The sequence below is a fragment of the Pseudomonas sp. PDM28 genome (assembly GCF_019219115.1).
In the GTDB taxonomy this organism is placed as follows: domain Bacteria; phylum Pseudomonadota; class Gammaproteobacteria; order Pseudomonadales; family Pseudomonadaceae; genus Aquipseudomonas; species Aquipseudomonas laurylsulfatiphila.
On record NZ_JAHUWG010000003.1, the window covers coordinates 204,573 to 228,505 of the forward strand.

Below are 23,933 nucleotides of genomic sequence, written 5' to 3' on the forward strand. Positions count from 1 at the left end.
GCCTCAATTCAGAATTCTTGATTCAACCTGCACCGGCTTGTTCGCCCGCAACATCAACCCCAGGCCCACGAACAGCACCGGCACCACCATCGAGAAGTGCCGGGCGAAGGAACCGAAGTCCGGCTCGAACAGGCCTTGAACCAGCAAAAATGCCAGCGGAATCGCGATCAGTTCCTTGGGTTTGGTCTGGATCGGCGCGCCTTTGTAATCGGTCGAAGTGATGACTTTGAACAGCAGCAACGCGGTCATGATCATCAACGCCACGAAGATCACCTGCCCTGGTCCCGACAGCAGAATCAGCTCCACCGGGAACGACAACCGGAAGAAGATGATCATCGAGTCCAGTGCCTGCGAGACAAAGTCGCTGCCGCTGAGCCACGAGACGATCAACGACTTGGAGCCCTCCTCGCCCGCCGTGCGCAGTTCGTTGTTACTGGCGCGAATCGACGACACCGGAAACCCGAGTGCCACCTGGATCGCCATGGCGACCGCCAGGTAGAACAGGAACAGCATCAGGAAGAAGGTGAAGCGCGAGACATACTTCTTCATCACGCAGACGCCGACCCAGGACAGTGAAAACAGAATCCAGTAGGGTCGGATCAGCACGCCGTAGATCACCGCCGAGAGGAAAAAGCCGCCGCGATATTTGCGCGTCAGGGCGCTGAGCAAAATGCTCAACACCGCCACCGACACAATGATTTCCTTGGTCAGGTTTTCCAGGAAAAATGAGCGAACGATGCCCCACAGACACAGCGTGCCGAAAATCGCCAGCGGCATGCGCCGGAAGACCACCACGGGAATCGCCGTGAGGAAAAAATTGCAGAACATGCCGTAGGCCCAGGCATTGGTTAGATTGATCCCGGTGGGCCGCAGCAGAAACGCCGAACACTCATAGGAAGAGCGGTCCGGCGAGAACGGGTTCCAGAAATTGCAGTTGTCGGCACGGGCGTAGGACGACCACAAGGTCATGGCATCCGGGCCAGGATCGCGGGGGACCAACAGCGGCATGGCCACCGACAGAAACAACCCGGTGAAGAGGATCAGGAACGAAATCGAGGAATCGAGTCTCTTGCCGCGAAACTCGATGCACGGCAGCTTCAACCCCATGCCAAAGCCCCTTTCGGCCGGGTCACACGGGTCAACACGGCAATCACGCCAAGCTGCACGATGATCGCCAGGACATTGCCCCAGGCAGCGCCGTAGATCGAGTAGTGCTTGATCAGCACGTAGCTGACCGGCACCGAAACCAACATGCAGATCGCCGCACTGGCCAGTGACACCCGGCTGTTCTTCGAGGCAATCAGCCCGCCCCAGACGATGTCGCCAATGGCGCGCAACGCGAAGGAAAAAATCAGCACGCCAAGGATCGCATTGTCCGGACGCGGAACACTCGTGGCGACGTAATCGAGCACAACGTTGAAGAACAGATAAATCAGCACCGCCACCGCAGCGGAGACCAGCAGCGAGCGCATGACCCATTTGTTCACGAACAGTTGCCGGACCGTGAACGGCTGTTGATCAGCCTGAAAACGCTTGGCGAGCACTGGAATGCCGACCACCGCCACCACCGCATAGGACAGCGCCTGCAAGGTATTGGCCGCCGACCAGGCGTACACGTATTTACCGAGGCTGGCGTAGGGTTCCAGATCGACGATCAGAAAGCGTTCGGCGTACTGACTCAACGCGATCAAGCCTGTGCCGAGATAGAACGGCAGCCCGGCCTTCCACACGGTTGCCGTGGCCAGCGTCCCGCTCACCCGGCCTTTGTGCACCTTCACCACAATCAGGTAGCCGGCCACGATCACCAGCACGTTGGCCGCCACCCACAACCACAGCACACTGGCGACCCCGGACACCCAGCCAAGCATCATCCCGCCAACGGCCAACAGCGCCCAGAGGCCGGTCTTGATGAAAAACAGCAGCGCACCGGCCGTGGCTTTCTGCGCGGAAAACACGAAGGAGTTGATTTCGAACGACAGGTGTTCGGTGAGCAAAACCAGGGTCACGCAGAGGATCAGCGCCGTCGTCGCCTCGACTGCCTGGAACAGCGAATACACCAGCACCGTCGCCACAGACAACAACAACCCCACGGCCAGGTACAGCAGCAGGACCTTGTCGACAACCCGTCGCGAACTGCCGCCGACGCTGATCAGCCGATTGATTTCGGAACTGAAGCCGACGCTGTAGAACTTCGACGCAATCAACGAGGCAGCGACCACCACGCCGTAAAAACCCAGCGCCTCATAACCGAGGAAATGGGTGATCGCCAGCACCAGCAAAAACTTCGCGCCCAATGCCCCGCCGCGAAGCAGTAGCCGAAATATCATCGAACGATACCTTTGATGATGTCGTCCATGGCTACGGTTTTTGCCTCGATCTCGCGGCAGGTATCGGTCAGGCGCTGGCCGAAATTCGACAGCGCATTCGGTGCGTAGACCGTGTCGATGATGGTGTCGACGTTGATGTCGCCACCGTTGATCACCCAGTCTTCAACGCCCATGTCCTGATAGGCGCCGAAACCTTTGCGCTCATAGCTGATGTGGTACGCCGGGACGCCGGACAGCAGCGATTCGATGGCGCCGTGCAGGCGCACGGAAATCACCAGGTCCGGCTGATATTTAGCCAACGTTGCTTTCAATGGCAGCAGGTCTTCGGTAATGCCCAGTTCGCGATAGAACGCACCGTCATCGTTACCGCGCACGGCGCTCTGCACCGCGCAAACCACTTTGCTTTTGTTCTTCAAGCGCTGCAGTAGCAACTTCAGATTGGCCACGTAGGCGACCTTCTTCTCCTTGCTCCACTCTGGCGGTTTGCGCAGCACGACGCACACCGTTGCCGGCGATGAGGCGCAACGGGTGAACTTGGGCTGCATGAGGATTTTGCTGGCCAATGACTGGACCGCCAGATCCGGTGCGCGGTAGACATTTTCACAGGCATCGAAAATCGCCGATGAGCGATTGTCGCGCACGAACACCGCATCGGCGCTGGCGTAATGCTCGACGATCTTGCTGCTCTCGCCGTGGAACGGCCCGATGCTTTGCGGCAGGTACACCGACGGCACTTTGCTGAGGATCGCCGTTTCCAGTTGCTTGGCGTGGCCCAGCTTCAACTTGATGTGTTCGAAGGCGCTTTTGGAGCGCATGTAGCCGCCACCGACGCCGACGATCAAATCGGTTTTCTTCAACAGATCCGCGAGACCGGCATAGGACTGGTTGAGGAACACCGCTTGCTTGACCCGCCCCAGCCCCTTGGCCGCCATGACCGGCGCGTCAAAACGCGGGTGCGGCAAGTAACTGAAGGACTCTGGATCGGAGGCCACGACACTGATCGAGGTGTCGTCACCAAAGTTTCGCTGCACCAGGGCAATGGCCAGATCCACGAGCAGGCCGTCACCGGAGTTGGACGCACTGTAGCCATGCAAAATCGTTACGTTCATATGCTTGAGTTCTACTTAAAAAGTGGGGGCGCGATACAGGTCATAGGTCTGGCGAATCATCAACGCGGCGCTGAAGCGCTCGCGGACGATGCTGCGTCCTTCGCTGCCAAGGTCGAGCAACCGCGGTTTCTGGATTTTCGTCAGCACATCGGCCAGCGCCTGGTGGTCGCCGCTGGGGAAGACGTAGCCCGACACTTCGTTAGTGACCAGTTCGGGCAGCGACGTGCAGTTGCTGGCAATCACCGGCAAGCCCATGGCCATGCCCTCGAGCGGCACCATGGCAAAGCCTTCCCAGCGACTCGGGACGATCAGCGCATCGGCTTTGCGGTACAGCGCCTGGACTTCGCTCGGCGTCACCCATGGCAGGTATTCAACCCCGTCCATCGGTGGGCACTCGACCGAATCTTCGTTGACCGCACTGCCGACTACCGTCAGCTTCAGGTCACTGCGCTGGACGTTGGCGAAAGCCTTGAGCAACACGTCGAAGCCTTTCTGATAGTCGAGACGGCCGACAAAGAGCAGATGAATGGGCGCGGGGCTGCTGGCTTTCGGCGCGTCATCCTTGTGATGAATGCCGTTGTAGATCAGCTTCATGCGTTTGCGCTGAATGCCGAAGCGCGCGGCTTTGTCGAGCTCGTACTGACTGACGCAGATGATCACGTCAGTGACCTTCTGCAATACCCGCTCGATCCACGCGTAGGCTTTCTGCTTGGTCGGCGAACTTTCCATCAGGAACGAAAAGGCATGGGGGCAGTAGACGACTTTCGGCTTGCGCCAAGGTCGCAACAGCACGCACACGCAACGCCCGATAACCCCGGAAAAGGTGCTGTGCAAATGCACGACATCGGGTTTTTCCTTGAGCATCACCTGGGTCAAGCGCCAGGCGAAGCGCAGCAACGACGGCACATTGCGTCCGGTCCGGGCGAAGGTGCGGATCTGTTGCCCGGCAATCCCGTGCAGTTCCTTTTCCTGATCCTGCGGGACCAGATAGACCAGCTCATAGTTTGCCGCGTCGCCTTCGGGCGAAGCCGAAATCGTGCGAATCACCGTCGCGACGCCACCTTTGATCGTCTCTGCCACGTGCAGTATTTTTTTCACAACTCACCCACTTCAAACATGAAAGGACAACCGCTGACACTCAGGATTTGTCGGACGCGTATTCGTAGTTGTAATAGCCGTAGCCGCCGTTGCCGTAGTAGCTGGCCGCGCGCTTCTCGACACCGTTGAACACGGCGCCCTTCAACTCGATGCCGTTCTGGGCGAAGCGCCGAATCGTCAGTTCGATCTCTTTGGCCGGGTTCACCCCGAAGCGCGTGACAATCAGGCTGATCCCCGCTTCGCGACCGACAATCGCCGCATCCGTGACCGCCAGCAGCGGTGGCGTGTCGATGATCACCACGTCATACAGCTCGCTGAGTTGCGCCAGCAGCTCACGAAAGTTGGCGTGCATCAGCAGCTCGGAAGGATTGGGCGGGACCTGCCCGCGACTGATGAAATGCAGGTTGTCGACTTCGACTTTATGGATCGCCTGCTCGAGGCTGCAGCGCTTGACCAAGAGGTCCGACAAACCGTTGTCGATCGGAGTGTTCAGCGTCTTGTGCAGATGGCCTTTGCGCATGTCGGCATCGATCAGCACCACTCGCTGCCCGCTCTGCGCCATGACCGCCGCCAGGTTGGAAGAGACGAAGGTCTTGCCGACCTGCGGGCTCGGGCCGGAAATCATGATCCGGTTGCTGGTCGAATCCAGCCCGGCAAAGTGCAGGCAGGTGCGCAAACTGCGGATCGACTCGATGGACAGGTCCGTCGGATTACGCAGGGCCAACAGGTAAGCCGGCTTGTCCGCCCCGTCCTTGACGCGAACTTTTTTACTGTCTTCTTCCTGTTGCAGTGCGCTGTATGGAATCGATGCGTACACCGGCAAGCCGAGTTGCTCGATGGCCTCCGGACCTTCCAGGCCCCGGCTCAGGGACTTGCGCAGCAACACCAGCGCGACCCCGAAAAAGGCACCGAGGAAGGTTGCAATCAGAACGATCAAGGCTTTTTTCGGTTTGACCGGGCTGGTCAGGTCGACATCCGCGGAGTCGACCAAGCGCACATTGCCCACCGCCCCTGCCCGGACGATGTCCAGCTCCTGGGATTTGTTCAGCAATTGCGTGTAGATCTGCGACGCCACTTCCACATCGCGGGTCAGGTTCAACAGTTCCTGTTGCGTCGCAGGCAGGTCTTGGGCTTTGCTCTCCAGCGCCTTCTGCTGCTGGGTCAATTCGCCGATCTGGGTCATCAGCGCGCGATACGCCGGATGCTGCCTGGTGAACTTGCGATCCATCTCCGCCTGTTGCATTTTCAGTTCGGAGATACGGGTGTCCAGACTGACGACCTGTTCCAGCACCGATTGGGTTTCGAGGGAAATGTTGACCGTCTTGCCACGGGTCTGATAACCGTTGAGCGCATCGCTGGCCTTGGCCAGGTCGCGTTTGACCTGCGGCAGCTGGCCTTGCAGGAACGCCAGGCTCTGCGCCGCTTCCGCCGACGTGCGCTGCACGTTCTGCTGCACATACAACGAAGCGATCTTATTGAGGATTTTCACCGCCTCGGCGGCGTCGGTGCTGGCCAGGGCCAAACGAATAATCCCCGACTCCTTGCCTTGCTCGGCAATATCCAGCGCATCCTGGTAACTCTGGATGGTCACGATTCGTGGATTGCGCACCACCTCGAAGCGGGTGCCCGGGTTCGCCGACAACTGAGCGATCTGCCCCTCTATACCGTCTTTCGCGAACGCCTCGCCAGCGACACCTTCGACCAGCAGGTTGTCGTTTTCATCGAACAACTGGAATTGATGCTGTTCACCGGCAATCAGCGTGAGTTTCTTGCCCAGCAGCTCCTTCGGCAGATTCAGCCGGTTGATTTCCAGGCGCTCACCGCCCCAGGCGTAGCTGTTCAGGCCGAAGCGCGGCGCCGCAACGCTGGACTCGGTCTCGCCGCGATAACGTCGGGCGAGAAAACCGCCAATGACCGGAAAGGTGTTGGGGGTGACGTCGATATCAAGGCGCAGATCATCGACCGTTTTGCCGATCACCGCGCGGGACTTGATGATGCCGATTTCGGTCACCGACGGCGATTGCCCGCCGAGCATGCTGTTGAGATCGGAAAACCCGAGCATGTCGTTCTTCTTCGGTTCGACCTGCACCAGCGCGTTCGCCAGGTACACGGGCGTTGCCAAAACCGCATAGGCAACGCCGGTCGCCATGAAGGCACCGGTGAGCGCGCCGATCAACCATTTCTGGTCAACCAGGGAGCCAAATATGCCGAGAAGATCAATGCTGTCTTGATCGTTGTCACGGGTGCCGATTACTGACGGTAACTGCATAAGTTTGTTCTTACCATTCACTGATCTGAAGAATATTCATCAATGTCCGAGGCGCTGCGCCCATGAGCTAACAGCATCTTCAATCAATGCATGGGCATGAATAAAAGCGGCCTTTCCTTGACGATACGGATCCTGTATTTCTCGCTCGCTCTGCCACTTTCCGAGCAGAAACACTTTGCCCCTGGCATGAGAGGCAATCTTCAGTACTTGTTTTACATGCTCTTTTTCCATGACCAGAATCAGGTCTGATTCATTAACGATGTCCGGTGTAATTTGCCGCGCCTTAAACCCCTGGGCACTGTGCCCATGGTCTTCCAGAACCTGGAGAGCCGACGGCTCCATGGCCTCGCCAACCCGTGCGGCAAGGCCCGCCGAGGTGACCGTGATCGTTGAAGGGGCCAGCGCGTTACGCAGCAAAGTTTCTGCTGTCGGACTTCGGCAGATATTGCCCACGCAAACGACAAGGATCTTTCTGAACAAGGTTACTTTCCCGTGTAATATCAATAGGCCAATATGCCAGTGGGCTTTAGTGAACCCACAAGACCTCGCGGCACTGAGAAATAGATTCGCCCTGTTAATACAAGTGCATTAAGTACCACAGCCCCCAAAAGTCACCCAACCAGAATTACCGGACCAAAAATAACTGTGATTTTCCGAAACTGATTGCCTGACAAAAAATAACATTCGCGCACTTCGCACCCTCGCGAGTATCGAAATGAAAGTAACGCGTCAACGATTGGAAAATGTCATTACCCGCCAGGAGTGCAGGCATGAAAGCAGTACGTTTCAAACGGCTTAGCGCCTCAACCCTGTTAATGCTGGGTGCAGCCAGTCAGGTTTACGCCAGTGACTTGTTCCCGGTACTGGCCGCCAACAAGACCATCGGTGTCCAGGTAAAGATCCAGACCTTCTCCCCCGCCGACGCCGAGCAGATCAAAGCCGCCGGCTTCGGATTCGTGCGTTTTGGCGTGTGGACCAACAGCCTGGGCGGCCCGGCGTATCAAAAGCAGATAAGCGACGCCTTTGCCGCAGCCAGGTCCGCCGATCTGCCGGTACTGATGACCGTACGCTCGACCAAGGCGCTGACTTCCGCGCCCGACAACACCAGCGAACTCGTTGCGGCGGGCGAATCGTTCGCCAGTTCGGTGAAGGGGCTGGAAAAGTCATACGGCACGCAGCTCGTCGCGATTGAAATATGGAACGAACCGGATCTGGCGAAATACTGGCCAACCCGGAAGCTCGACACGACCTTCGTGCCGTTCATGAGTGCCCTGTGCAAGTCGCTGCAGGACCAACCGCCATCGACGCCGCTGATCGGCTTTGGCTTCGCCCGGCCACCGAGTGCCGGCACGACGTCAGCCTTGGCGCTGAAGAAAATCGTCGGTGAATACCCCCGATGCCTGAGTGCGATCTCCTATCACCCCTATGGCATGTCCGGCGAGCAGATCAGCAAGGCCCAGGCGTTCATTCAGCAGAACTACCATCTGCCGGGCGTCATCAGTGAATGGGGCGTGCCCTCCCTCAGCTCAAATGGCGGGATTGAAGCCCAGGCCAGCAAAATCAGCACCTTCATCGCCGACGTCAAGAAGCTCGACATCCCGCTGACATCGATTTACGAGTGGAAAAACAGTGAAACGGGCAGCAACGACCGGGAGCGGAATTTTGGTTTCCTGACCTCCGACGGCCAGGCGAAACCGGCGAAAATGGCCGTCTCTACCCAGCTGAAAACGCAGTAGGACGTACGTCCACGGGGCGCTGACGGTCAGTTGCTTTGAACCTGTGCCGCGTTTCGGCATCGTATTCATCGATACCACGCCCCGCCTTTCAAACAATCGTTTTCAGGTTGTTGCCACAGGGGCCGTCTATACACGTACACGCCCTTGAGTGGCTGTCAGCGCTCGGGTAATGTCATCAGACCCATAGGACAGAGCACGCCCATGACTTCCAAGCTGGAACAACTCAAACAAATGACCACCGTGGTTGCCGACACCGGCGACTTCGAAGCGATCGCTCGCGTTAAACCGGTGGACGCCACCACCAACCCTTCCCTGCTGCTCAAGGCCGCGGCCATTCCTGCGTATGCCGAGCTGCTGAACGCCAGCGTCAACGACTGCAAGGGCGATGTGGGCCTGGCCAGCGACCGTTTCGGCGTGGCCGTGGGTCAGGAAATCCTGAAAGTGATCCCGGGCCGCATTTCCACCGAAGTGGATGCGCGCCTGTCGTTCGATAGCGATGCCATGTTGAAGCGCGCCCATCGCCTGATCGAGCTGTACGACAAGGCCGGCATTGGCCGCGACCGCGTACTGATCAAGATCGCCTCCACCTGGGAAGGCATCCGCGCCGCCGAGATCCTGGAAAAGGAAGGCATCCAGACCAACCTGACCCTGCTGTTCTCCTTCGCCCAGGCAGCCGCCTGTGCCGATGCCGGTGTGTTCCTGATTTCGCCGTTCGTGGGCCGTATCTACGACTGGTACAAGAAAGCCAACGGCAACGATTACACCGGTGCGGATGATCCGGGCGTGCAGTCGGTGACGCGCATCTACAACTACTACAAGGCCAATGACTACAAGACCGTGGTCATGGGAGCGAGCTTCCGCAATCTGGGCCAGATCGAACAACTGGCCGGCTGCGACCGCCTGACCATCAGCCCGGACCTGATCGACAAGCTGGCAGCGGATACCGGCAAGCTGGAGCGCAAACTGGCGCCAGGCCACGCCGGCGAAGCGCGCCTGAGCCTCAATGAATCGCAGTTCCGCTGGTTGTCCAACGAAGATGCGATGGCCACCGAGAAGCTGGCTGAAGGTATTCGTCAGTTCGCGCGGGATCAGGAGAAGCTTGAGGCGCTGTTGCAGGCCAAGCTGTGATCTGAGCGGGAGTCATGCAAAAAGGGCGAACCCTGGTGGGTTCGCCCTTTTTTGTGTCGCTCGATTATGTGCCAGATGATGGTTTAGAGAAAATGATCATTTGTGGCGAGGGGGCTTGTCGGATCGCCGCACCGCCCCGTTCGGCTGCGCAGCAGCCGCGAAGTCTGCAACCTGGTATCTCAGAAGGAATGTAGTTACATGGTTCAGGGCTGCTTCGCAGCCCAACGGGGGCAAGCCCCCTCACCACAGAAGCCCCACTCTCTGCGAAATCAGTGCCGCTCCAGCGCATTCACCAGGTCATGGAAGGCTTCACGATTGGTGTCGTTCAGGCCCATGAGGATCTTGTGCGCTTCGAGCACCTTGATCCGCACCACTTCTTCGGACTGATCCTGGTCTGGCAGGTCGTCCAGGCATTCCGGGCAGGGCACCGGCTTGTCGACGATGTTGAAGACCTGCTCGAAGCCCATGGACTGCAACAGCCGCGTGATGTCTTCGTGGGTGGTGACGACGGTCGGCAGAAGGCCGACTTTCTGCCGCGACAGGATCGACAGCTTGGCCAGCAGGCCAAGCGTGGTGCTGTCGATGCTGCGGGTTTCGGTCAGATCGATCACGATCGCGTTGAAATTCAACGCGCTGAAGATCCGCTCAATAGTCGCATCCAACGCCGAACACAGGGTCAGGCGAACTTCACCGACGAACTTCAGGACGAAAGTGCCGTCCTGCTCGGCGAACTGGATTCTACCGGTACTCATCAAAGATTCCTGCTCAACACCAACAGGGCGATATCATCCGGCATCTCCCCTAGCGTGGCCAATCCAAAAACCTGCCGCAGCCCATCCAGGGTGCCGCCCGCCGCCTTGACCCTTTGGGGCAACGCCGCTTCTTTTTCTTTGAGTGTGGGTTCTGGCAAAAGGTCCAGAATGCCATCAGACATCAGCGTCAGGCTGAACGTCGGTGGCAATTCCAGCACGTGGTCTTCATAGGTGGCTTCGTTGAAGAGGCCCACCGGCAGGCCACGCCCTTCCAGATAACGAACACTGTCTGGCGTGTACAACACTGGCAACGGCAAATGACCGCCGATGCTATAGGTCAACAAACCGGTCTCCTCGTCGATGACTCCACCGACCATTGTGACGTGTTTGCCCAGCTTACAACTGATCAGGCCCCGGTTGATATGACCAAGAACCTCTGAAGGCTTGAATTCCGGCAAGGTGCCGCTGCGCTTGGATTCGAACAGCAAGCGCGTGGTCATGAACTTCAACAGCACGGTGACGAAGGCTGAAGAGGCGCCATGCCCGGAAACGTCCGCCAGGTAAAACGCTACCCGACGCTCGTCGACGCGAAAGTAGTCGACGAAATCACCCGACAGGTACAGCGACGGGATGATCTGGTGAGCAAATTTGAACTCGTCGATGGTCCACGGGCTGACCGGCAGCATGTTCATCTGCACCTGGCGACCGGCGTTCTGGTCTTCCTGGAGCAGGTTCAGGCTGGCTTCAAGCTCACGGTTGGCCTTCTCCAGCTTCTCGCGGTAGCGCTGGTTCTCCAGCAGCAGGCGCGCGCGATCCAGGGCCCGGCGCACAGAGTGCTCGAGCACGGCCAGATCTTCGAGAGGCTTGATCAGGTAGTCCGCCGCGCCCAGGCGCAGGGCCTCGACCGCGTCGTTCATCACGCCGGCACCCGACACCACGATCACTGGCGTTTGCGGCGACAGCTCGGTGACCTGGCGGATGAGTTCGAGTCCGCCCATCTGCGGCATGCGCAGATCGCAGATGACCAAGTCGGGCTTGTCTTGCTCGAATACCTGAAGACCCTGCTGGCCATTGCTGGCCTGCAAGACGCTGAAACCACTGTCTTCCAAATAGGCGGCGAGGCTCGCGCGCACTACTTCGTCATCATCGATTATCAGCAGCGTGGCACTGGTTTTTGGCATGTGGGCAAACGGCGCCAGAATTAGGTTGGCGTAGCAGGCGGGGAATTTGACCCGGCACTCACTACTGGATTCGCTTTCTAGCCTCTCTGTCGCACCGCTTTCGGGCATTTGCCCTACACACGTGTACACCAGAGGTGCCCTTCTAAGGCGCAGACGGTACTCCCATCCGCGGGGCGTTTCAAGCTCACGCCGATGGTCGCTTGACGTCTTTGCTTGTCAAATCACCGAGAGTTATAAGAACAGTCAAATCCGTAACCCAATGGAAGGTTCGAACCCGCGAGTCAAACCGGTCGGGACGCCAGTGAAAAGCGCGATTTCATTCGCATGCGGGTCTTCGCAAACAAAAAAGGCGACCTTGATGGCCGCCTTTTTTCACTTTACCGGTCGAAATCAGAAATCGTCTTCGACCTGACCGTCTTTCACCTTGAATTCCCGGTTCTGCAGGTACGCATTACGGATGAAGGTGTACTTGTCGCCACTGATCAGCTTCTCGCTCGACAGCAGGTTGGCACGCGTATCGATGATGTCCAGGGCGAAGAACGAGTTACGCACGGGAACGTCGTTCACGTAGCGATAGGCGCCCGTGTAGCTGTCGACGTACTTGGACGGTGCATCGCGCAAGGTGCTTGGGCCCAGCAGCGGCAGCATCACGTAAGGGCCGCTGCCGACACCCCAGTAACCCAGCGTCTGGCCGAAATCTTCGTCATTGCGCTGCAGGCCCATTTTGGTGCCGACATCAATCACGCCCAGCAAGCCGAAGGTGGTGTTGAAAATGATGCGTGCGGTATCAACGCCGGCGGCACGAGGCTTGGCCTGCAGGATATCGTTGGCGAGGTTGCGCACGTCGCCGATGTTCCGGAAAAAGTTGTGAACGCCGTCTTCGACAAACTGCGGAGTTATGTACTGGTAGCCCTGGGCCAAGGGCTTCAGCGCGTAGGTGTCGATTACGTCGTTGAACTTGTAGATCGGGCGGTTGACGCTTTCCCAAGGATCATCTTCCGAGGCTGCCTGGGCAACGAACGGAACCAGCATCACACTGGCGCATACACAAATCCTGGCTAGATGATTGCTCCAGCGCATAGAAAAAAACTCCTTGGTTTGTACCGGCTCGGGCGCCTGGCCCGGGCAATAAGTGGGCAAGTATAAGACGTAAACGCCGTTTAAGGCACTTTGCACGCATCCCGCGCCGAAGGAATCATGCCAAATGTGAGCGATTCACATCCATGTCACTCAACTGTCACCCTTGCCCGCTAACCTTCAGGCTATTTCAGGGACGTCCACATGCCGCTCGCCGAAGCCTTGCCCCAAACCGCACCCCGCCTGACCGCCGTCCTCTTCGGCCTCAGTGGCTGCCTGGTGGATTTCGGCGCGCACACCCATCGCCACGACAGCCACTCGGCCGAGCAGGCAGAGTCCACACCCGGCGCACTGGACAGCCTGCTCAGTTTGCAGCGCCAGCAAATCCCCTGTGCCTGGCTCGATGAACTGCCCTCGGACCTCAGCCAGTTTCTGGCCGCTGCACTGCCGGAATGGATCAAACCATCGCAACATCCAGCAACAATTAGCCCATGGCCTGCACCGGATGCCTGCTGGCAAGCCCTGATGACCCTGAACGTCGACCGACTCGACGGCTGTGTACTGGTGAGCGGTGAACCGCGCCTCCTGCAAGCAGGGCTTAATGCCGGGCTGTGGACCATCGGCCTGGCGTCCTGCGGTTCGCTGTGCGGGTTGACGCCCCGGCAATGGCAAGCGTTGACCCAGCAGGAGCGCGACATCAAACGCGGCAAGGCCACGATGCAATTGTTCGGCCTGGGCGTGCATTCGGTGATCGATCACCTCGGTGAACTCGACACCTGCCTGGCAGACATCCAGTTGCGCCGGTTCAAAGGCGAAAAGCCCTGATCGAGATCATGCAGGTTAGACAGGAGTGGATTAATCTAAAGGTCAGCCATAGACCTTTGGCGGACCGCTGCGGTCTATGCCAGTGCCAATCGAGAGAAGGAAGAACGCCATGCCTGCCCGCGAACTGCAAGAACAGCTCAATGCCCTGCGCGAGCAATTGGAACAGAATCCTCCACTGTCCGATGTTGAACGGGAAGATCTGCACGCGCTGATGCAACAGATCGAACTTGAGCTTGAACTCGAAACCAAGACCAAGGATTCCAGTATCGCCGACAACGTCAACCTCGCCGTCGAACGCTTCGAGCTCGAACATCCGACCCTTGCCGGGACCCTGCGCAACATCGGGCAGGCCTTGGTCAATATGGGAATCTGAACCCTCCTGATGCAAAAAACCCCGCTGGCGATGGCGGGGTTTTTTAATTTCCACGATCTGAAACGCAATCTCCTGTGGGAGCGGGCTTGCTCGCGAAGGCGGAGTGTCAGTCGACAACTTCATTGGCTGACAGTACGCCTTCGCGAGCAAGCCCGCTCCCACAGGGTTACGTTATTGGCGGACCAGGCGATGGTTCGGCAGTTGCACCGCTTCAGTGCTGCGATACGGGTTGATATCCAGGCCGCCACGACGCACATAACGCGCGTACACCGTCAGTTTCTCCGGTTTCAGCAACCGCTGCAGGTCGAGGAAGATCCGCTCCACGCACTGCTCATGGAAGTCCGAATGCTGACGGAAGCTGACGATGTACTCGAGCAGACTCGCATGATCCAGCGCCGCACCACGGTACTCCACCGCCACGCTGCCCCAGTCCGGCTGGCTGGTGACCGGGCAGTTGGACTTGAGCAAATGACTGTGCACACTCTCCTCGACCATGCGCGAATCATCGCAACGCAGCAGTTCCGGCCGTGGATGCTCGTAGTTGCTGACGCTGATATCCAGTTCGTCGATGCACACGCCCGGCAAAGCCACGACGCCTTCGCGCTCGACATCCTTGAGACTGCGAATGCGCACCCCCACCGGCTTGCCGGCAGCCGCCGACAAGTCCTTGGCCAGCGTCGCCTCGAGGCTCGCGGTGTCGGCAAACGGCGTCTGGTTCAGGGAGTTGAGGTAGAGCTTGAACGATTTCGACTCGATGATGTTCGGCGAGTCCGCCGGAATGCTGAATTCGCCGATCGCCACCACCGGCTTGCCCGACGGCAGCAGCCAGGACAGTTCGAAGCAGTTCCAGAAGTCCACGCCTTTGTACGGCAGGGTTTCAGCCGTCAGGCCCAGCTCCGCCCACTTCGCGGTGCGCGGGATCGGGAACAGCAGGGACGGCGTGTAGGTGGCGATGTATTCGCTGGACTTGCCCAGCGGCGAGTGTTCGGCTGCGGGATGCATGGCGGAAACCTGACTGAAGAATCAGCGGATTCTATCAGCCTTTGCTCTCGCCTTTGAGTGCTTACTGACTGACAGTCAGTTTGCCGACCATGCCGGCCTGATAATGACCGGGGATGTTGCAGGCAAACTCAAGGCCGGTGGCCTCACTGAAGGTCCAGGTCAGCTCGGCGGTCTTGCCCGGCTCCACCAGCACGCTGTTGGGGTCGTCGTGCTTCATGCCGTGATCCATTTTGCCGTGATCCATGCCGGCCATGCTGCCGTGGTCCATGGCCTTCATGCCGGTTGGCGTCAGCATGCCGCCCTGTTGCATCTGCAACATTTCCTGCTGGTGCCTGGCGTGCATCGCCGCATCCCCCAGATTGAACTCATGCAGCAACTGGCCCTTATTGACCAGCACGAAGCGCACGGTTTCCCCGGCCTTGATGTCGATGGCCTTCGGCGTGAAGGACATGTCCCCCATGACCAGTTCGACACTGCGAGTCGCCTTGGCCGCCGGAGCCGGCTGGCCGAAATCGTAGGCATGTCCGCCAGCCGCCCACACCGGTGAGCTCAGCGCCAGCAAACAGAGGATTTGCGCCAGGGATTTGCGTGAAAACATCGTCGTACTCCAACAAGATAAGGCTAAGCATGAGGAAAACTCTAAACTGCTGCCACTGCCCGTAACCTGACAGCCGGATTACAACTTTGTCAGGTTGACCTGAATGAACGCTGCCCACGGTATAAAGCGTTCGTTCCATTTGCCATGAGTCGCCCATGAAACTGCTGATTGTCGAAGACCAACCAAAGACCGGCCACTACCTGCGTCAGGGTCTGGCCGAGGCCGGGTTCAACACGGAACTGGTGGCCGATGGCAACACCGGCCAGCAACTGGCCCTCACTGGCGAGTATGCCCTGCTGATTCTCGATGTGATGCTGCCCGGCCGCGATGGCTGGCAGATCCTGCAAGCCGTGCGCAGCGCCGGCCTGGATACGCCGGTACTTTTTCTGACAGCGCGTGACGCCGTGGAGGACAGGGTTCACGGCCTCGAACTGGGCGCCGATGACTATCTGGTCAAGCCGTTTGCTTTTTCCGAACTGCTGGCCCGGGTCCGCAGCCTGTTGCGTCGCGGTAGCGCCACGCCTCAAGAGACCAGCCTGCAACTGGCCGATTTGCGCCTGGACCTGATCCGGCGCCGGGTCGAACGCAGCGGCCAGCGGATCGACCTGACCGCCAAGGAGTTCGCCCTGCTGGAAATGCTCCTGCGCCGCCAGGGCGAAGTCCTGCCCAAGTCGCTGATTGCGTCCCAGGTCTGGGACATGAATTTCGACAGCGACACCAATGTCATCGAGGTGGCGATCCGCCGCCTGCGCCTGAAGATCGACGACGAATTCCCCAACAAGCTGATCCACACCGTGCGAGGCATGGGCTACGTGCTTGAAGAGCGCCCTGCCTGATGCGTCGTCTCTCCTTGAGCAGCCGCCTGGCGCTGTTGTTTGCCGCCTGCACCGCCGTGGTGTCGCTGTTCGCCGGGGTGCTGTTCAGCCGCGCCAGTGAGGCGCACTTTGTTGAGCTCGACCAGCAATTGCTGGACGCCAAGCTGATGGGCTTGCGTCGGGCCCTAAACGACTTCCAATCGAGTGACAGCGAAGTGAAGCTGACGGAGGAACTGAGCCGGCAGGCTGATCTGTCACTGCGCATCACCGGCAGCGACGGTCAGCGCCGGTATGACAGCTCGGCAAACCTTCCGCAGCTGTTGCCGCGCCAGCCCGGATTGTCGACGGTGAGCCATGAAGGCACGGATTACCGCGTGCTGAATGCGCCGCTTGTTGCGGACAAACCCGACTCACCGCAACTGACCCTGCTGCTGGACATCACCCACCACCAGCACTTTCTGCAACGCATGCAGCATCTGATCTGGCTGACCGTCGGCCTGTCGGCCCTGGCCACCGCACTGCTGGGGGCCTGGGCGGCGCGCAGCGGCTTGCGCCCGTTGCGACGCATCAGTGCGGTAGCCAGCGGTGTTTCCGCGCAATCACTGAACATGCGGTTGCCAGAAGAAAACATGCCACCGGAACTGGCGGACATGGCCCACAACTTCAACGCCATGCTCGGACGCCTCGACGACTCTTTTCAGCGCCTGTCCGCGTTCTCTGCCGACATCGCCCATGAATTGCGTACGCCATTATCGAACCTGCTGACCCACACCCAGGTCACCCTCACCCGCCTCCGCCCCATCGAGGACTACCGCGAAGCCTTGCACAGTAACCTCGAAGAACTGCAATGGATGGCGCAACTGGTCAACGACATGCTGTATCTGGCCAAGGCGGACCATGGCCTGTTGATGCCCAAGCGCGAGCCCTTGGAGCTGGGGCAGGAAGCGGATCTGCTGCTGGAGTTTTTTGCGCCGCTGGCAGAGGACGCCCAGGTGAAATTGAGCCGTGACGGTAACGCGCGCATGGAAGGCGATCGCAGCATGTTGCGTCGGGCGCTGTCCAATCTGCTGGACAATGCATTGCGGTTTACACCGGCCGAGGGCGAGGTCCGGGTGCGGATTGTCGAGCAGCCCAAGGGGTTGAGCCTGACGGTCGAGAACAGCGGCGAAGGCATTGACGGGGCGTTGCTGCCGCGTTTGTTTGATCGCTTCTACCGGGCCGATCCGGCGCGGCAGGAAGGCAGCAGTGAGCATGCCGGGTTGGGCCTGGCGATAACCCAGTCGATCATCCGCGCCCATGGCGGGCAGATTCGTTGCGAATCGGAGAATGGGTGGACGCGGTTTGTGATTGAGTTGCCAAAAGGAGACTGAGGCCAGTAGTTCCGGCCTCATCGCGAGCAAGCTCGCTCCCACAGTTGACCGAGTAGACTCAGATCTAATGTGGGAGCGAGCTTGCTCGCGATGGCGGTGTTACTGGTTACGAATATCTCAGTGCGTGAGCCGGCTCGATCTTCGCCGCCCGCCATGCCGGGTAAACCGTGGCCAGGAAGCTCAGGACAAAGCCCGCCGTGCAGATCAACGCCACATCGCCGCCTTGCAGCTCCGACGGCAGGTTGCTGACGAAATACACGTCCGAACTGAAGATGTGCTGCCCGCTGACACGTTCGATCCAGCCCACGATCTGGCTGACGTTCAGCGCGGCAATCACGCCCAGCACACCGCCAATCAAGGTGCCGACAATACCGATCACCGTGCCCTGCACCATGAAGATCGCCATGATCTGCCGTGGCGTGGCACCGATGGTGCGCAGGATCGCGATGTCCGCGCCCTTGTCGTTCACCACCATGATCAGGGTCGCGATGATGTTGAACGCCGCTACCGCGACGATCATCAGCAACAGCAGGCCGATCATGGTTTTTTCCATCTTCATCGCACTGAACAGGCTGCCCTGGGTGTGGGTCCAGTCGTCAGCCTTGTAGGCGGCGCCCAGCCCCGTGGCGATGTCGCTCGACACTTGCGGCGCGGCGTACAGGTCCTTCACCGCCAGGCGCACGCTCTGCACCTGATCCGGTTCCCAGTGCTGCATCTGCGCGGCATCGGCCATGTGGATCAGGGCCATGGTGCCATCCAGCTCGGCACCGACCTTGAACACACCGACCACATTGAGCCGTTGCATACGCGGGGTGATGCCGCCCGGCGCATTGCTGACTTCCGGCACGATCAGGGTGATCTTGTCGCCGACGTTCAAGCGGAAGCGCCGCGCCGTGATCTCGCCGATCACCACGCCGAATTCGCCCGGCTTCAGGGCCTCGAGACTACCCTGGACGATATGCTTGGCGACAATCGACACCTGGCCTTCCAGCGCCGGGTCGACACCGCTGACCTGGATGGGCTGCATCGTACCCTTGTAGGACAGCATGCCTTCCATCTCGGTGAACGGCACCGCCGCCGTCACTTCCGGGTTTTTCATCGCCGCCGCTGCCACGGGCTTCCAGTCGTCAATCGGGTTGACGCCGACGATGGTGGCATGCGGCACCATGCCGAGGATGCGCGAGCTCATTTCGCGCTGGAAGCCGTTCATCACCGACAACACCACGATCATGGAGAGCACGCCCAGGGCGAGGCCTATCATCGAGGTCATCGAAATGAAGGAAACAAAGCGATTACGACGCTTGGCGCGGGTATAGCGCGTGCCGATAAAGATCGATAACGGTCTGAACATTCGCTGGGGCACCGTATAAAAATAAAAGACCCGACGCCTTTCCAGGCATCGGGTTGCAGCCAATCAGATGGGCGTGAGGCAACCTTCCTGCAGGTGCAGGACTCGGTCCATCTGGCGGGCCAGGTTCATGTCGTGGGTCACCACCAGGAACGCCGTGCGCATCGAGGTGCTGAGTTCCAGCATCAAGTCCTGAATGCCCTGGGCGGTGTGGGCGTCGAGGTTGCCGGTCGGCTCGTCGAGCATCACCAGGCCTGGTGTGTTGACCAGGGCGCGGGCGATGGCCACGCGCTGGCGCTCACCACCGGACAATTCGGCCGGTTTGTGTTCCAGCCGGTGGCCCAGCCCTACCCGCTCCAGCAGCGCCGTGGCACGCTGGCGCGCTTCCGGGATCGCGGTCTTGCCAATCAGCAGCGGCATGCAGACGTTTTCCAGCGCGGTGAATTCCGGCAGCAGGTGGTGGAACTGGTACACGAAGCCCAGGGCTCGGTTACGCAGCAGGCCGCGTTTCTTCTCGCTCAGCGCCGACAGTTCTTCGCCATCGAGCCAGACGCTGCCCTTGGTCGGCGTATCGAGGCCGCCCAACAGGTTGAGCAAGGTGCTTTTGCCCGAGCCCGACTTGCCGACAATCGCCACACGCTCGCCCGGATGCATTTCCAGTTGCAGCCCGGCCAGGACCTCTACCGACTCCGGACCTTCCTCGTAGGATTTGCCCAGGTTGCGGCAGCTCAAGATTGCTTTTTCACTCATGCCCGACTCACTCATAACGTAGCGCCTCCGCAGGCTGGGTGCGCGCGGCACGCCAGGCTGGATACAGGGTGGCGAGGAAACTCAGGATCAACGCGGCGGCGCAGACCATGACAACGTCCTGGCTCTGCACTTGCGACGGCAGGTAATCGATGAAGTACACGTCGGCGTTGAGGAATTTGTGGCCGATCAGGCCTTCGAGGGCCGAGATTGCGGCACTGACGTTCAATGCGGCGAAGATCCCGACCACGGCGCCAATGGCCGTGCCGACCACACCAATGACCGTACCCTGCACCATGAAGGTGCGCATGATCGTGCCCGGCGTAGCGCCCAGTGTGCGCAGGATCGCAATGTCGCCCTTCTTGTCGTTCACCACCATCACCAGCGTGGAAATGATGTTGAATGCCGCGACGGCAACGATCAGCAGCAGCAACAGGCCGATCATGGCTTTTTCCATGCGGATCGCCTGGTACAGGTTGCCGTGGGTGCGGGTCCAGTCGCGGGCGTAGAAACGGTCTTCGCCGAGATCGCGGGCAATGCTCCACGCAGTGCGCGGCGCCTGGAACAAGTCGTCGAACTTCAGGCGCAGGCCCTGGACCTGATCCGGTTTCCAGCGATGCAGCCGGGCCAGATCCTGCAGGTTGGTGACGCCGAGGTAGCCATCGAGCTCACCGGCGCCGACATGGAAAATGCCGACCACGGTAAAGCGTTTCATGCGCGGGAACATCCCGGCCGGGGTCACGGTGACCTCCGGCGCGACGAAGGTCAGCTTGTCGCCGATGACCGCACCGAGCTTGGCTGCGGCCTTGTCGCCGATGACGATGCCGAACTCGCCCGGCACCAAATCGTCGAGTTTACCCTGGGTCATGAAGTGATCGATGATCGACACCTGGCGCTCTTGCGCCGGGTCGATGGCATTGAGCAGGACCTTCGAGACCTTGCCGTTATTGGTCAGCAACCCCTGCATTTGCGTAAACGGCGCCACGGCCGTCACTTGCGGGTTCTGCCTGACCTTGGCCGCCAGGCTTTGCCAATCACTGATCGGCTCGCCGGACTCGATGGTCGCGTGGGGCACCATGCCCAGCACGCGGGTGCGCATCTCATGATCGAAGCCGTTCATCACCGACAGCACCACGATCATCACGACCACGCCAAGGGCGAGCCCGATCATCGAAGTCAGGGAAATGAATGACACAAAATGATTGCGACGCTTTGCACGGGTGTAACGCGTGCCGATAAATACGAAGAGAGGTCTGAACATGTCGGGGCTTGTTCGGAGGGAAAAGGAACGTCCTTGTGGCGGGGGTCGATAACCAGCTTTACACTCAGACCACCGCCGCTACCATGGGTTCGCCATGTCGACATTAGATGAAGAAGATCGCCGCGAATACTACCGTATCGAGGATACGATCGCACTGGAAATTCGGCCCCTGTCCGCTTCTGAAGCCGCAGGCCAGGAAGTGTTGCAGGATGCTTCCCCACTCTTCAACTTGCTCAGCGAACTGCACCTCAGTGAATTCGAGTCGCAGCACCTGTTGCGCCAGATCAATGAGCGCGACCGCAACATTGCGGCATTCTTGAAATCACAGAACAAACGCATCGATCTGCTGAGCCAGGTGATCGCCATCACCGTGCTCGGGCAGATTGGCGAACCACAGCCGGTGATCATCTCCGAAGGCGGCATCGACTTTCAGCACCCATCGCCCATCGCCGCCGGCGCACACCTGTCGGTCAAGCTGGTGCTGATGCCGCAAGCCCTGGGCCTGCTGCTGCGCGCCCGCGTCACCCATTGCGACCGCAAGGGCGATGGCTATGACGTCGGCACCGAGTTCGAACACCTGACCGACGCCCAGCGCCAACTGTTGGCCCGCCACATCTTGCAGAAGCAGGCCCAGGAACGACGCCTGGCCCGCGAACAACTCGAATCAGGCAATTAATTTAAGGAAGAACCGTGACCCTCATCTACGGCCATCGCGGCGCCAAGGGCGAAGCACCGGAAAACACCCTGACCAGCTTTCAGGAATGTCTCAAGCACGGCGTGCGTCGCTGCGAACTGGACCTGCACCTGTCCAGGGACGGCGAGTTGATGGTCATCCACGACCCGACCCTCAAGCGCACCACGGACCGTCGCGGCAAGGTCGTCGAACACACGGCGGCCGAGCTTGTGACCTATGACGCGCGCAAGGGTGGCCCGGGCTGGATCAAGCCGTGCCCGATTCCGACGCTGGAAGAGCTGTTCGAGAAGTGCGACTTCGATCACTGGCAGCTGGAAGTCAAGAGCGCATCACGGATGCGTGCCGCGACCACCGTGCTGGCGATTCGCGAAATGGCCCAGCGTCATGGCCTGATGGACAAGGTGACCATCACCTCGAGCTCCCGTGAAGTGCTCAAGGCTGCGCTGGAACTGGTGCCGGACGTGTCCCGCGGACTGGTGGCGGAGTACGCCTGGCTCGACCCGCTGAAGGTCGCGGCCAGTTATGGCTGTGAGATTCTGGCGCTGAACTGGACCCTGTGTACGCCGGAACGCCTGCAAAAGGCGCAGCGTCAGGGGTTGCATGTGTCGGTGTGGACCGTCAACGAGCCTGCGCTGATGCGCAGACTCGCCGACTTCGGCGTTGACAGCCTGATTACAGACTTTCCCGGTTTGGCCAGCGCCACGCTCGAGAATTGCTGAAATCGGTCTCCCCGGCCGGCTCAGGCCACCGGCCGGAGCCGCTCAAAAAAGCCGGTTGAGGCCGTCGTACGCCGCGACCCGATAGGCTTCGGCCATGGTCGGGTAGTTGAACGTGGTGTTGACGAAATACTTCAGCGTGTTCTGTTCGCCCGGCTGGTTCATGATCGCCTGACCGATGTGCACGATCTCCGACGCCTGATAACCGAAGCAGTGAACGCCCAGCACTTCCAGGGTTTCACGGTGGAACAGGATCTTCAGCATGCCTTGCGGCTCACCGGCAATCTGCGCCCGCGCCATGCTCTTGAAGAACGCCTTGCCGACTTCGTACGGCACCTTGGCCTGGGTCAGCTCCTGCTCGTTCTTGCCGATCGAGCTGATCTCCGGAATGGTGTAGATGCCGGTCGGCACGTCATTCACGAAACGCCAGCTGCCGTTGTCGACAATGCTGCCAGCGGCCGAACGGCCCTGGTCGTGGGCGGCACTGGCCAGGCTCGGCCAACCGATCACGTCACCGGCGCCATAGATGTTCGGCACGCAGGTGCGATACGCCTCGTCGACTTCGATCTGGCCACGGCTGTTGACCTTCACGCCGATGTTTTCCAGACCCAACTGATCGGTGTTGCCGGTACGGCCGTTGCACCAGAGCAAGGCGTCGGCCTTGATCTTCTTGCCGGACTTGAGGTGCAGGATCACGCCGTTGTCCACGCCTTCGACGCGGTCATACTCTTCGTTGTGGCGAACCGTGATGTTGTTGTTGCTGAAGTGATAGCTCAGGGCCTGGGAGATTTCCGAGTCCAGGAAGCTCAGCAACTGGCCACGGTTGTCCACCAGCTCGACCAGCACACCCAGGCCGCTGAAGATCGAGGCGTATTCGCACCCGATCACGCCTGCGCCGTAAACGATGAGCTTGCGCGGGGTGTGGCCGAGGCTGAGGATGGTGTCGCTATCGTAGATACGCGGGTGGTGGAAATCGATGTCCGCCGGGCGATACGGACGCGAACCGGTGGCGATGATGATGTGCTTGGCCACCAGTTTCTCGACCACGCCGTTGGCGCAGACCACTTCGATGGTTTGCTCGTCGGCGAAGCTGCCGGTGCCGAAGAACACGTCGACGCGGTTGCGGGCATAGTAGCCGGTACGCGAAGCGACTTGCTTGGAGATGACTTTCTCGGCGCTTTTCAGTACGTCCGGGAACGAGAACCAGCGCGGTTCACCAATGGCCCGGAACATCGGGTTGGTGTTGAACTGCATGATCTGCCGCACCGAGTGACGCAGTGCCTTGGAGGGGATGGTGCCCAAGTGAGTGCAGTTGCCGCCGACCTGGCGACGGCTATCGACCATCGCCACCTTGCGCCCTGCCTTGGCGGCGTTCATTGCCGCGCCTTCCCCCGCCGGGCCGGAACCCAACACCACCACGTCGTAGTTGTAGACAGCCATGCGTACTCCTCAGAACAGGCCGCGGCACCCTCGGCACCTGCGGCTAAATCACGCCAATCTGTGGCAT

The 23,933-nt window shown here is 59.8% G+C and carries 23 protein-coding genes; 8 read left to right on the forward strand and 15 right to left on the reverse strand.

Translation table 11 applies throughout. The annotated features are described in order from the left end of the window. Positions 1-3: 3 nt before the first annotated feature. Genes KW841_RS07405 through KW841_RS07430 form a run of 6 tightly spaced genes read right to left on the reverse strand, consistent with a single transcriptional unit; the run spans position 4 to position 7,283 of the window. Positions 4-1,107 carry a hypothetical protein gene (locus KW841_RS07405; protein ID WP_116582083.1) on the reverse strand — a complete coding sequence of 368 codons (1,104 nt, stop codon included), beginning with the start codon at positions 1,105-1,107 and terminating at the stop codon, positions 4-6. Further along, positions 1,098-2,327, reverse strand: coding sequence for a polysaccharide biosynthesis C-terminal domain-containing protein (locus KW841_RS07410; protein ID WP_218474948.1), 1,230 nt, complete (start codon positions 2,325-2,327; stop codon positions 1,098-1,100). Before KW841_RS07410 ends, KW841_RS07405 begins: the two co-directional genes overlap by 10 nt. After that, positions 2,324-3,436 (reverse strand): polysaccharide pyruvyl transferase family protein, encoded by a 1,113-nt coding sequence (locus KW841_RS07415; protein WP_218474950.1) that lies wholly within the window; start codon positions 3,434-3,436, stop codon positions 2,324-2,326. The genes KW841_RS07410 and KW841_RS07415 overlap by 4 nt, the downstream gene beginning before the upstream one ends. A gap of 15 nt (positions 3,437-3,451) precedes the next feature. Continuing rightward, positions 3,452-4,534 (reverse strand): glycosyltransferase, encoded by a 1,083-nt coding sequence (locus KW841_RS07420; RefSeq protein WP_116582086.1) that lies wholly within the window; start codon positions 4,532-4,534, stop codon positions 3,452-3,454. Positions 4,535-4,574: 40 nt separating this feature from the next. Then, positions 4,575-6,803: a polysaccharide biosynthesis tyrosine autokinase gene (locus KW841_RS07425; protein ID WP_218474952.1), complete on the reverse strand. Its 2,229-nt coding sequence runs from the start codon at positions 6,801-6,803 to the stop codon at positions 4,575-4,577. Positions 6,804-6,842: 39 nt separating this feature from the next. Next, positions 6,843-7,283 carry a low molecular weight protein-tyrosine-phosphatase gene (locus KW841_RS07430; protein WP_102698720.1) on the reverse strand — a complete coding sequence of 147 codons (441 nt, stop codon included), beginning with the start codon at positions 7,281-7,283 and terminating at the stop codon, positions 6,843-6,845. A gap of 290 nt (positions 7,284-7,573) precedes the next feature. On the opposite strand from KW841_RS07430, the gene KW841_RS07435 reads away from it, so the two are divergent. Beyond that, on the forward strand, positions 7,574-8,539 hold the full coding sequence (locus tag KW841_RS07435) for a glycosyl hydrolase family 5 (protein WP_218474954.1): 966 nt from the start codon (positions 7,574-7,576) through the stop codon (positions 8,537-8,539). A gap of 201 nt (positions 8,540-8,740) precedes the next feature. Beyond that, on the forward strand, positions 8,741-9,667 hold the full coding sequence (gene tal / locus KW841_RS07440; RefSeq protein ID WP_102698722.1) for a transaldolase: 927 nt from the start codon (positions 8,741-8,743) through the stop codon (positions 9,665-9,667). Positions 9,668-9,936: 269 nt separating this feature from the next. Here tal and rssC read toward each other — a convergent pair whose 3' ends face one another. The 3 genes from rssC to KW841_RS07455 form a co-directional block, all read right to left on the reverse strand. Continuing rightward, complete coding sequence (rssC, locus tag KW841_RS07445) at positions 9,937-10,419, reverse strand: anti-sigma factor antagonist RssC (RefSeq protein WP_007978612.1); 483 nt, start codon at positions 10,417-10,419, stop codon at positions 9,937-9,939. Next, entirely contained in the window at positions 10,419-11,600 is a 1,182-nt protein-coding gene (gene rssB / locus KW841_RS07450; protein ID WP_032829882.1) for a two-component system response regulator RssB, read from the reverse strand. Before rssB ends, rssC begins: the two co-directional genes overlap by 1 nt. Positions 11,601-11,990: 390 nt before the next feature. Further along, positions 11,991-12,680, reverse strand: coding sequence for a VacJ family lipoprotein (locus KW841_RS07455; RefSeq protein WP_218474956.1), 690 nt, complete (start codon positions 12,678-12,680; stop codon positions 11,991-11,993). A 201-nt stretch (positions 12,681-12,881) separates the two neighbouring features. Here KW841_RS07455 and KW841_RS07460 point away from each other — a divergent pair, with 201 nt between their 5' ends. Together KW841_RS07460 and KW841_RS07465 are read left to right on the forward strand one after the other, a co-directional pair. Further along, positions 12,882-13,502 (forward strand): HAD family phosphatase, encoded by a 621-nt coding sequence (locus tag KW841_RS07460; protein WP_218474958.1) that lies wholly within the window; start codon positions 12,882-12,884, stop codon positions 13,500-13,502. Between the two features lie 109 nt (positions 13,503-13,611). Continuing rightward, positions 13,612-13,875 (forward strand): DUF4404 family protein, encoded by a 264-nt coding sequence (locus KW841_RS07465; protein WP_218474961.1) that lies wholly within the window; start codon positions 13,612-13,614, stop codon positions 13,873-13,875. A gap of 171 nt (positions 13,876-14,046) precedes the next feature. On the opposite strand, the gene queF is transcribed toward KW841_RS07465, so the two are convergent. Next, entirely contained in the window at positions 14,047-14,877 is an 831-nt protein-coding gene (queF, locus tag KW841_RS07470; RefSeq protein WP_116582092.1) for an NADPH-dependent 7-cyano-7-deazaguanine reductase QueF, read from the reverse strand. Positions 14,878-14,938: 61 nt separating this feature from the next. After that, entirely contained in the window at positions 14,939-15,475 is a 537-nt protein-coding gene (locus KW841_RS07475; RefSeq protein ID WP_218474964.1) for a plastocyanin/azurin family copper-binding protein, read from the reverse strand. Positions 15,476-15,630: 155 nt separating this feature from the next. On the opposite strand from KW841_RS07475, the gene KW841_RS07480 reads away from it, so the two are divergent. Both KW841_RS07480 and KW841_RS07485 read left to right on the forward strand, forming a co-directional pair. Beyond that, a complete protein-coding gene (locus KW841_RS07480; RefSeq protein ID WP_218474966.1) occupies positions 15,631-16,311 on the forward strand; it encodes a heavy metal response regulator transcription factor in 681 nt (226 codons plus the stop codon). After that, positions 16,311-17,660: a heavy metal sensor histidine kinase gene (locus KW841_RS07485; protein ID WP_218474969.1), complete on the forward strand. Its 1,350-nt coding sequence runs from the start codon at positions 16,311-16,313 to the stop codon at positions 17,658-17,660. The genes KW841_RS07480 and KW841_RS07485 overlap by 1 nt, the downstream gene beginning before the upstream one ends. 106 nt (positions 17,661-17,766) lie before the next feature. On the opposite strand, the gene KW841_RS07490 is transcribed toward KW841_RS07485, so the two are convergent. The 3 genes from KW841_RS07490 to KW841_RS07500 form a co-directional block, all read right to left on the reverse strand. Further along, positions 17,767-19,011, reverse strand: coding sequence for a lipoprotein-releasing ABC transporter permease subunit (locus KW841_RS07490; RefSeq protein ID WP_218474971.1), 1,245 nt, complete (start codon positions 19,009-19,011; stop codon positions 17,767-17,769). 63 nt (positions 19,012-19,074) lie between these two features. Further along, entirely contained in the window at positions 19,075-19,758 is a 684-nt protein-coding gene (gene lolD / locus KW841_RS07495; RefSeq protein WP_218474973.1) for a lipoprotein-releasing ABC transporter ATP-binding protein LolD, read from the reverse strand. Between the two features lie 7 nt (positions 19,759-19,765). Beyond that, the gene (locus tag KW841_RS07500) at positions 19,766-21,016 is read right to left on the reverse strand and encodes a lipoprotein-releasing ABC transporter permease subunit (protein WP_007972108.1); all 1,251 of its coding nucleotides are present in this window, start codon (positions 21,014-21,016) and stop codon (positions 19,766-19,768) included. A 94-nt stretch (positions 21,017-21,110) separates the two neighbouring features. Between KW841_RS07500 and KW841_RS07505 the strand changes: the two genes are divergently transcribed. Both KW841_RS07505 and KW841_RS07510 read left to right on the forward strand, forming a co-directional pair. After that, positions 21,111-21,692 carry a PilZ domain-containing protein gene (locus KW841_RS07505; RefSeq protein ID WP_095965249.1) on the forward strand — a complete coding sequence of 194 codons (582 nt, stop codon included), beginning with the start codon at positions 21,111-21,113 and terminating at the stop codon, positions 21,690-21,692. Between the two features lie 14 nt (positions 21,693-21,706). Further along, a complete protein-coding gene (locus tag KW841_RS07510; protein ID WP_116582099.1) occupies positions 21,707-22,429 on the forward strand; it encodes a glycerophosphodiester phosphodiesterase family protein in 723 nt (240 codons plus the stop codon). Positions 22,430-22,471: 42 nt separating this feature from the next. Here KW841_RS07510 and sthA read toward each other — a convergent pair whose 3' ends face one another. Beyond that, entirely contained in the window at positions 22,472-23,866 is a 1,395-nt protein-coding gene (sthA, locus tag KW841_RS07515) for a Si-specific NAD(P)(+) transhydrogenase (RefSeq protein ID WP_007972111.1), read from the reverse strand. Positions 23,867-23,933: the final 67 nt, after the last annotated feature.

Excerpts from the sequence above, each read along its gene's own strand:
- KW841_RS07405 (WP_116582083.1), bottom strand. The coding sequence starts at position 1,107 with ATGGGGTTGAAGCTGCCGTGCATCGAGTTTCGCGGCAAGAGACTCGAT.
- KW841_RS07410 (WP_218474948.1), bottom strand. The coding sequence starts at position 2,327 with ATGATATTTCGGCTACTGCTTCGCGGCGGGGCATTGGGCGCGAAGTTT.
- KW841_RS07415 (WP_218474950.1), bottom strand. The coding sequence starts at position 3,436 with ATGAACGTAACGATTTTGCATGGCTACAGTGCGTCCAACTCCGGTGAC.
- KW841_RS07425 (WP_218474952.1), bottom strand. The coding sequence starts at position 6,803 with ATGCAGTTACCGTCAGTAATCGGCACCCGTGACAACGATCAAGACAGC.
- KW841_RS07435 (WP_218474954.1), top strand. The coding sequence starts at position 7,574 with ATGAAAGCAGTACGTTTCAAACGGCTTAGCGCCTCAACCCTGTTAATG.
- tal (WP_102698722.1), top strand. The coding sequence starts at position 8,741 with ATGACTTCCAAGCTGGAACAACTCAAACAAATGACCACCGTGGTTGCC.
- rssC (WP_007978612.1), bottom strand. The coding sequence starts at position 10,419 with ATGAGTACCGGTAGAATCCAGTTCGCCGAGCAGGACGGCACTTTCGTC.
- rssB (WP_032829882.1), bottom strand. The coding sequence starts at position 11,600 with ATGCCAAAAACCAGTGCCACGCTGCTGATAATCGATGATGACGAAGTA.
- KW841_RS07455 (WP_218474956.1), bottom strand. The coding sequence starts at position 12,680 with ATGCGCTGGAGCAATCATCTAGCCAGGATTTGTGTATGCGCCAGTGTG.
- KW841_RS07460 (WP_218474958.1), top strand. The coding sequence starts at position 12,882 with ATGCCGCTCGCCGAAGCCTTGCCCCAAACCGCACCCCGCCTGACCGCC.
- KW841_RS07465 (WP_218474961.1), top strand. The coding sequence starts at position 13,612 with ATGCCTGCCCGCGAACTGCAAGAACAGCTCAATGCCCTGCGCGAGCAA.
- queF (WP_116582092.1), bottom strand. The coding sequence starts at position 14,877 with ATGCATCCCGCAGCCGAACACTCGCCGCTGGGCAAGTCCAGCGAATAC.
- KW841_RS07475 (WP_218474964.1), bottom strand. The coding sequence starts at position 15,475 with ATGTTTTCACGCAAATCCCTGGCGCAAATCCTCTGTTTGCTGGCGCTG.
- KW841_RS07480 (WP_218474966.1), top strand. The coding sequence starts at position 15,631 with ATGAAACTGCTGATTGTCGAAGACCAACCAAAGACCGGCCACTACCTG.
- KW841_RS07485 (WP_218474969.1), top strand. The coding sequence starts at position 16,311 with ATGCGTCGTCTCTCCTTGAGCAGCCGCCTGGCGCTGTTGTTTGCCGCC.
- KW841_RS07490 (WP_218474971.1), bottom strand. The coding sequence starts at position 19,011 with ATGTTCAGACCGTTATCGATCTTTATCGGCACGCGCTATACCCGCGCC.
- lolD (WP_218474973.1), bottom strand. The coding sequence starts at position 19,758 with ATGAGTGAAAAAGCAATCTTGAGCTGCCGCAACCTGGGCAAATCCTAC.
- KW841_RS07500 (WP_007972108.1), bottom strand. The coding sequence starts at position 21,016 with ATGTTCAGACCTCTCTTCGTATTTATCGGCACGCGTTACACCCGTGCA.
- KW841_RS07505 (WP_095965249.1), top strand. The coding sequence starts at position 21,111 with ATGTCGACATTAGATGAAGAAGATCGCCGCGAATACTACCGTATCGAG.
- sthA (WP_007972111.1), bottom strand. The coding sequence starts at position 23,866 with ATGGCTGTCTACAACTACGACGTGGTGGTGTTGGGTTCCGGCCCGGCG.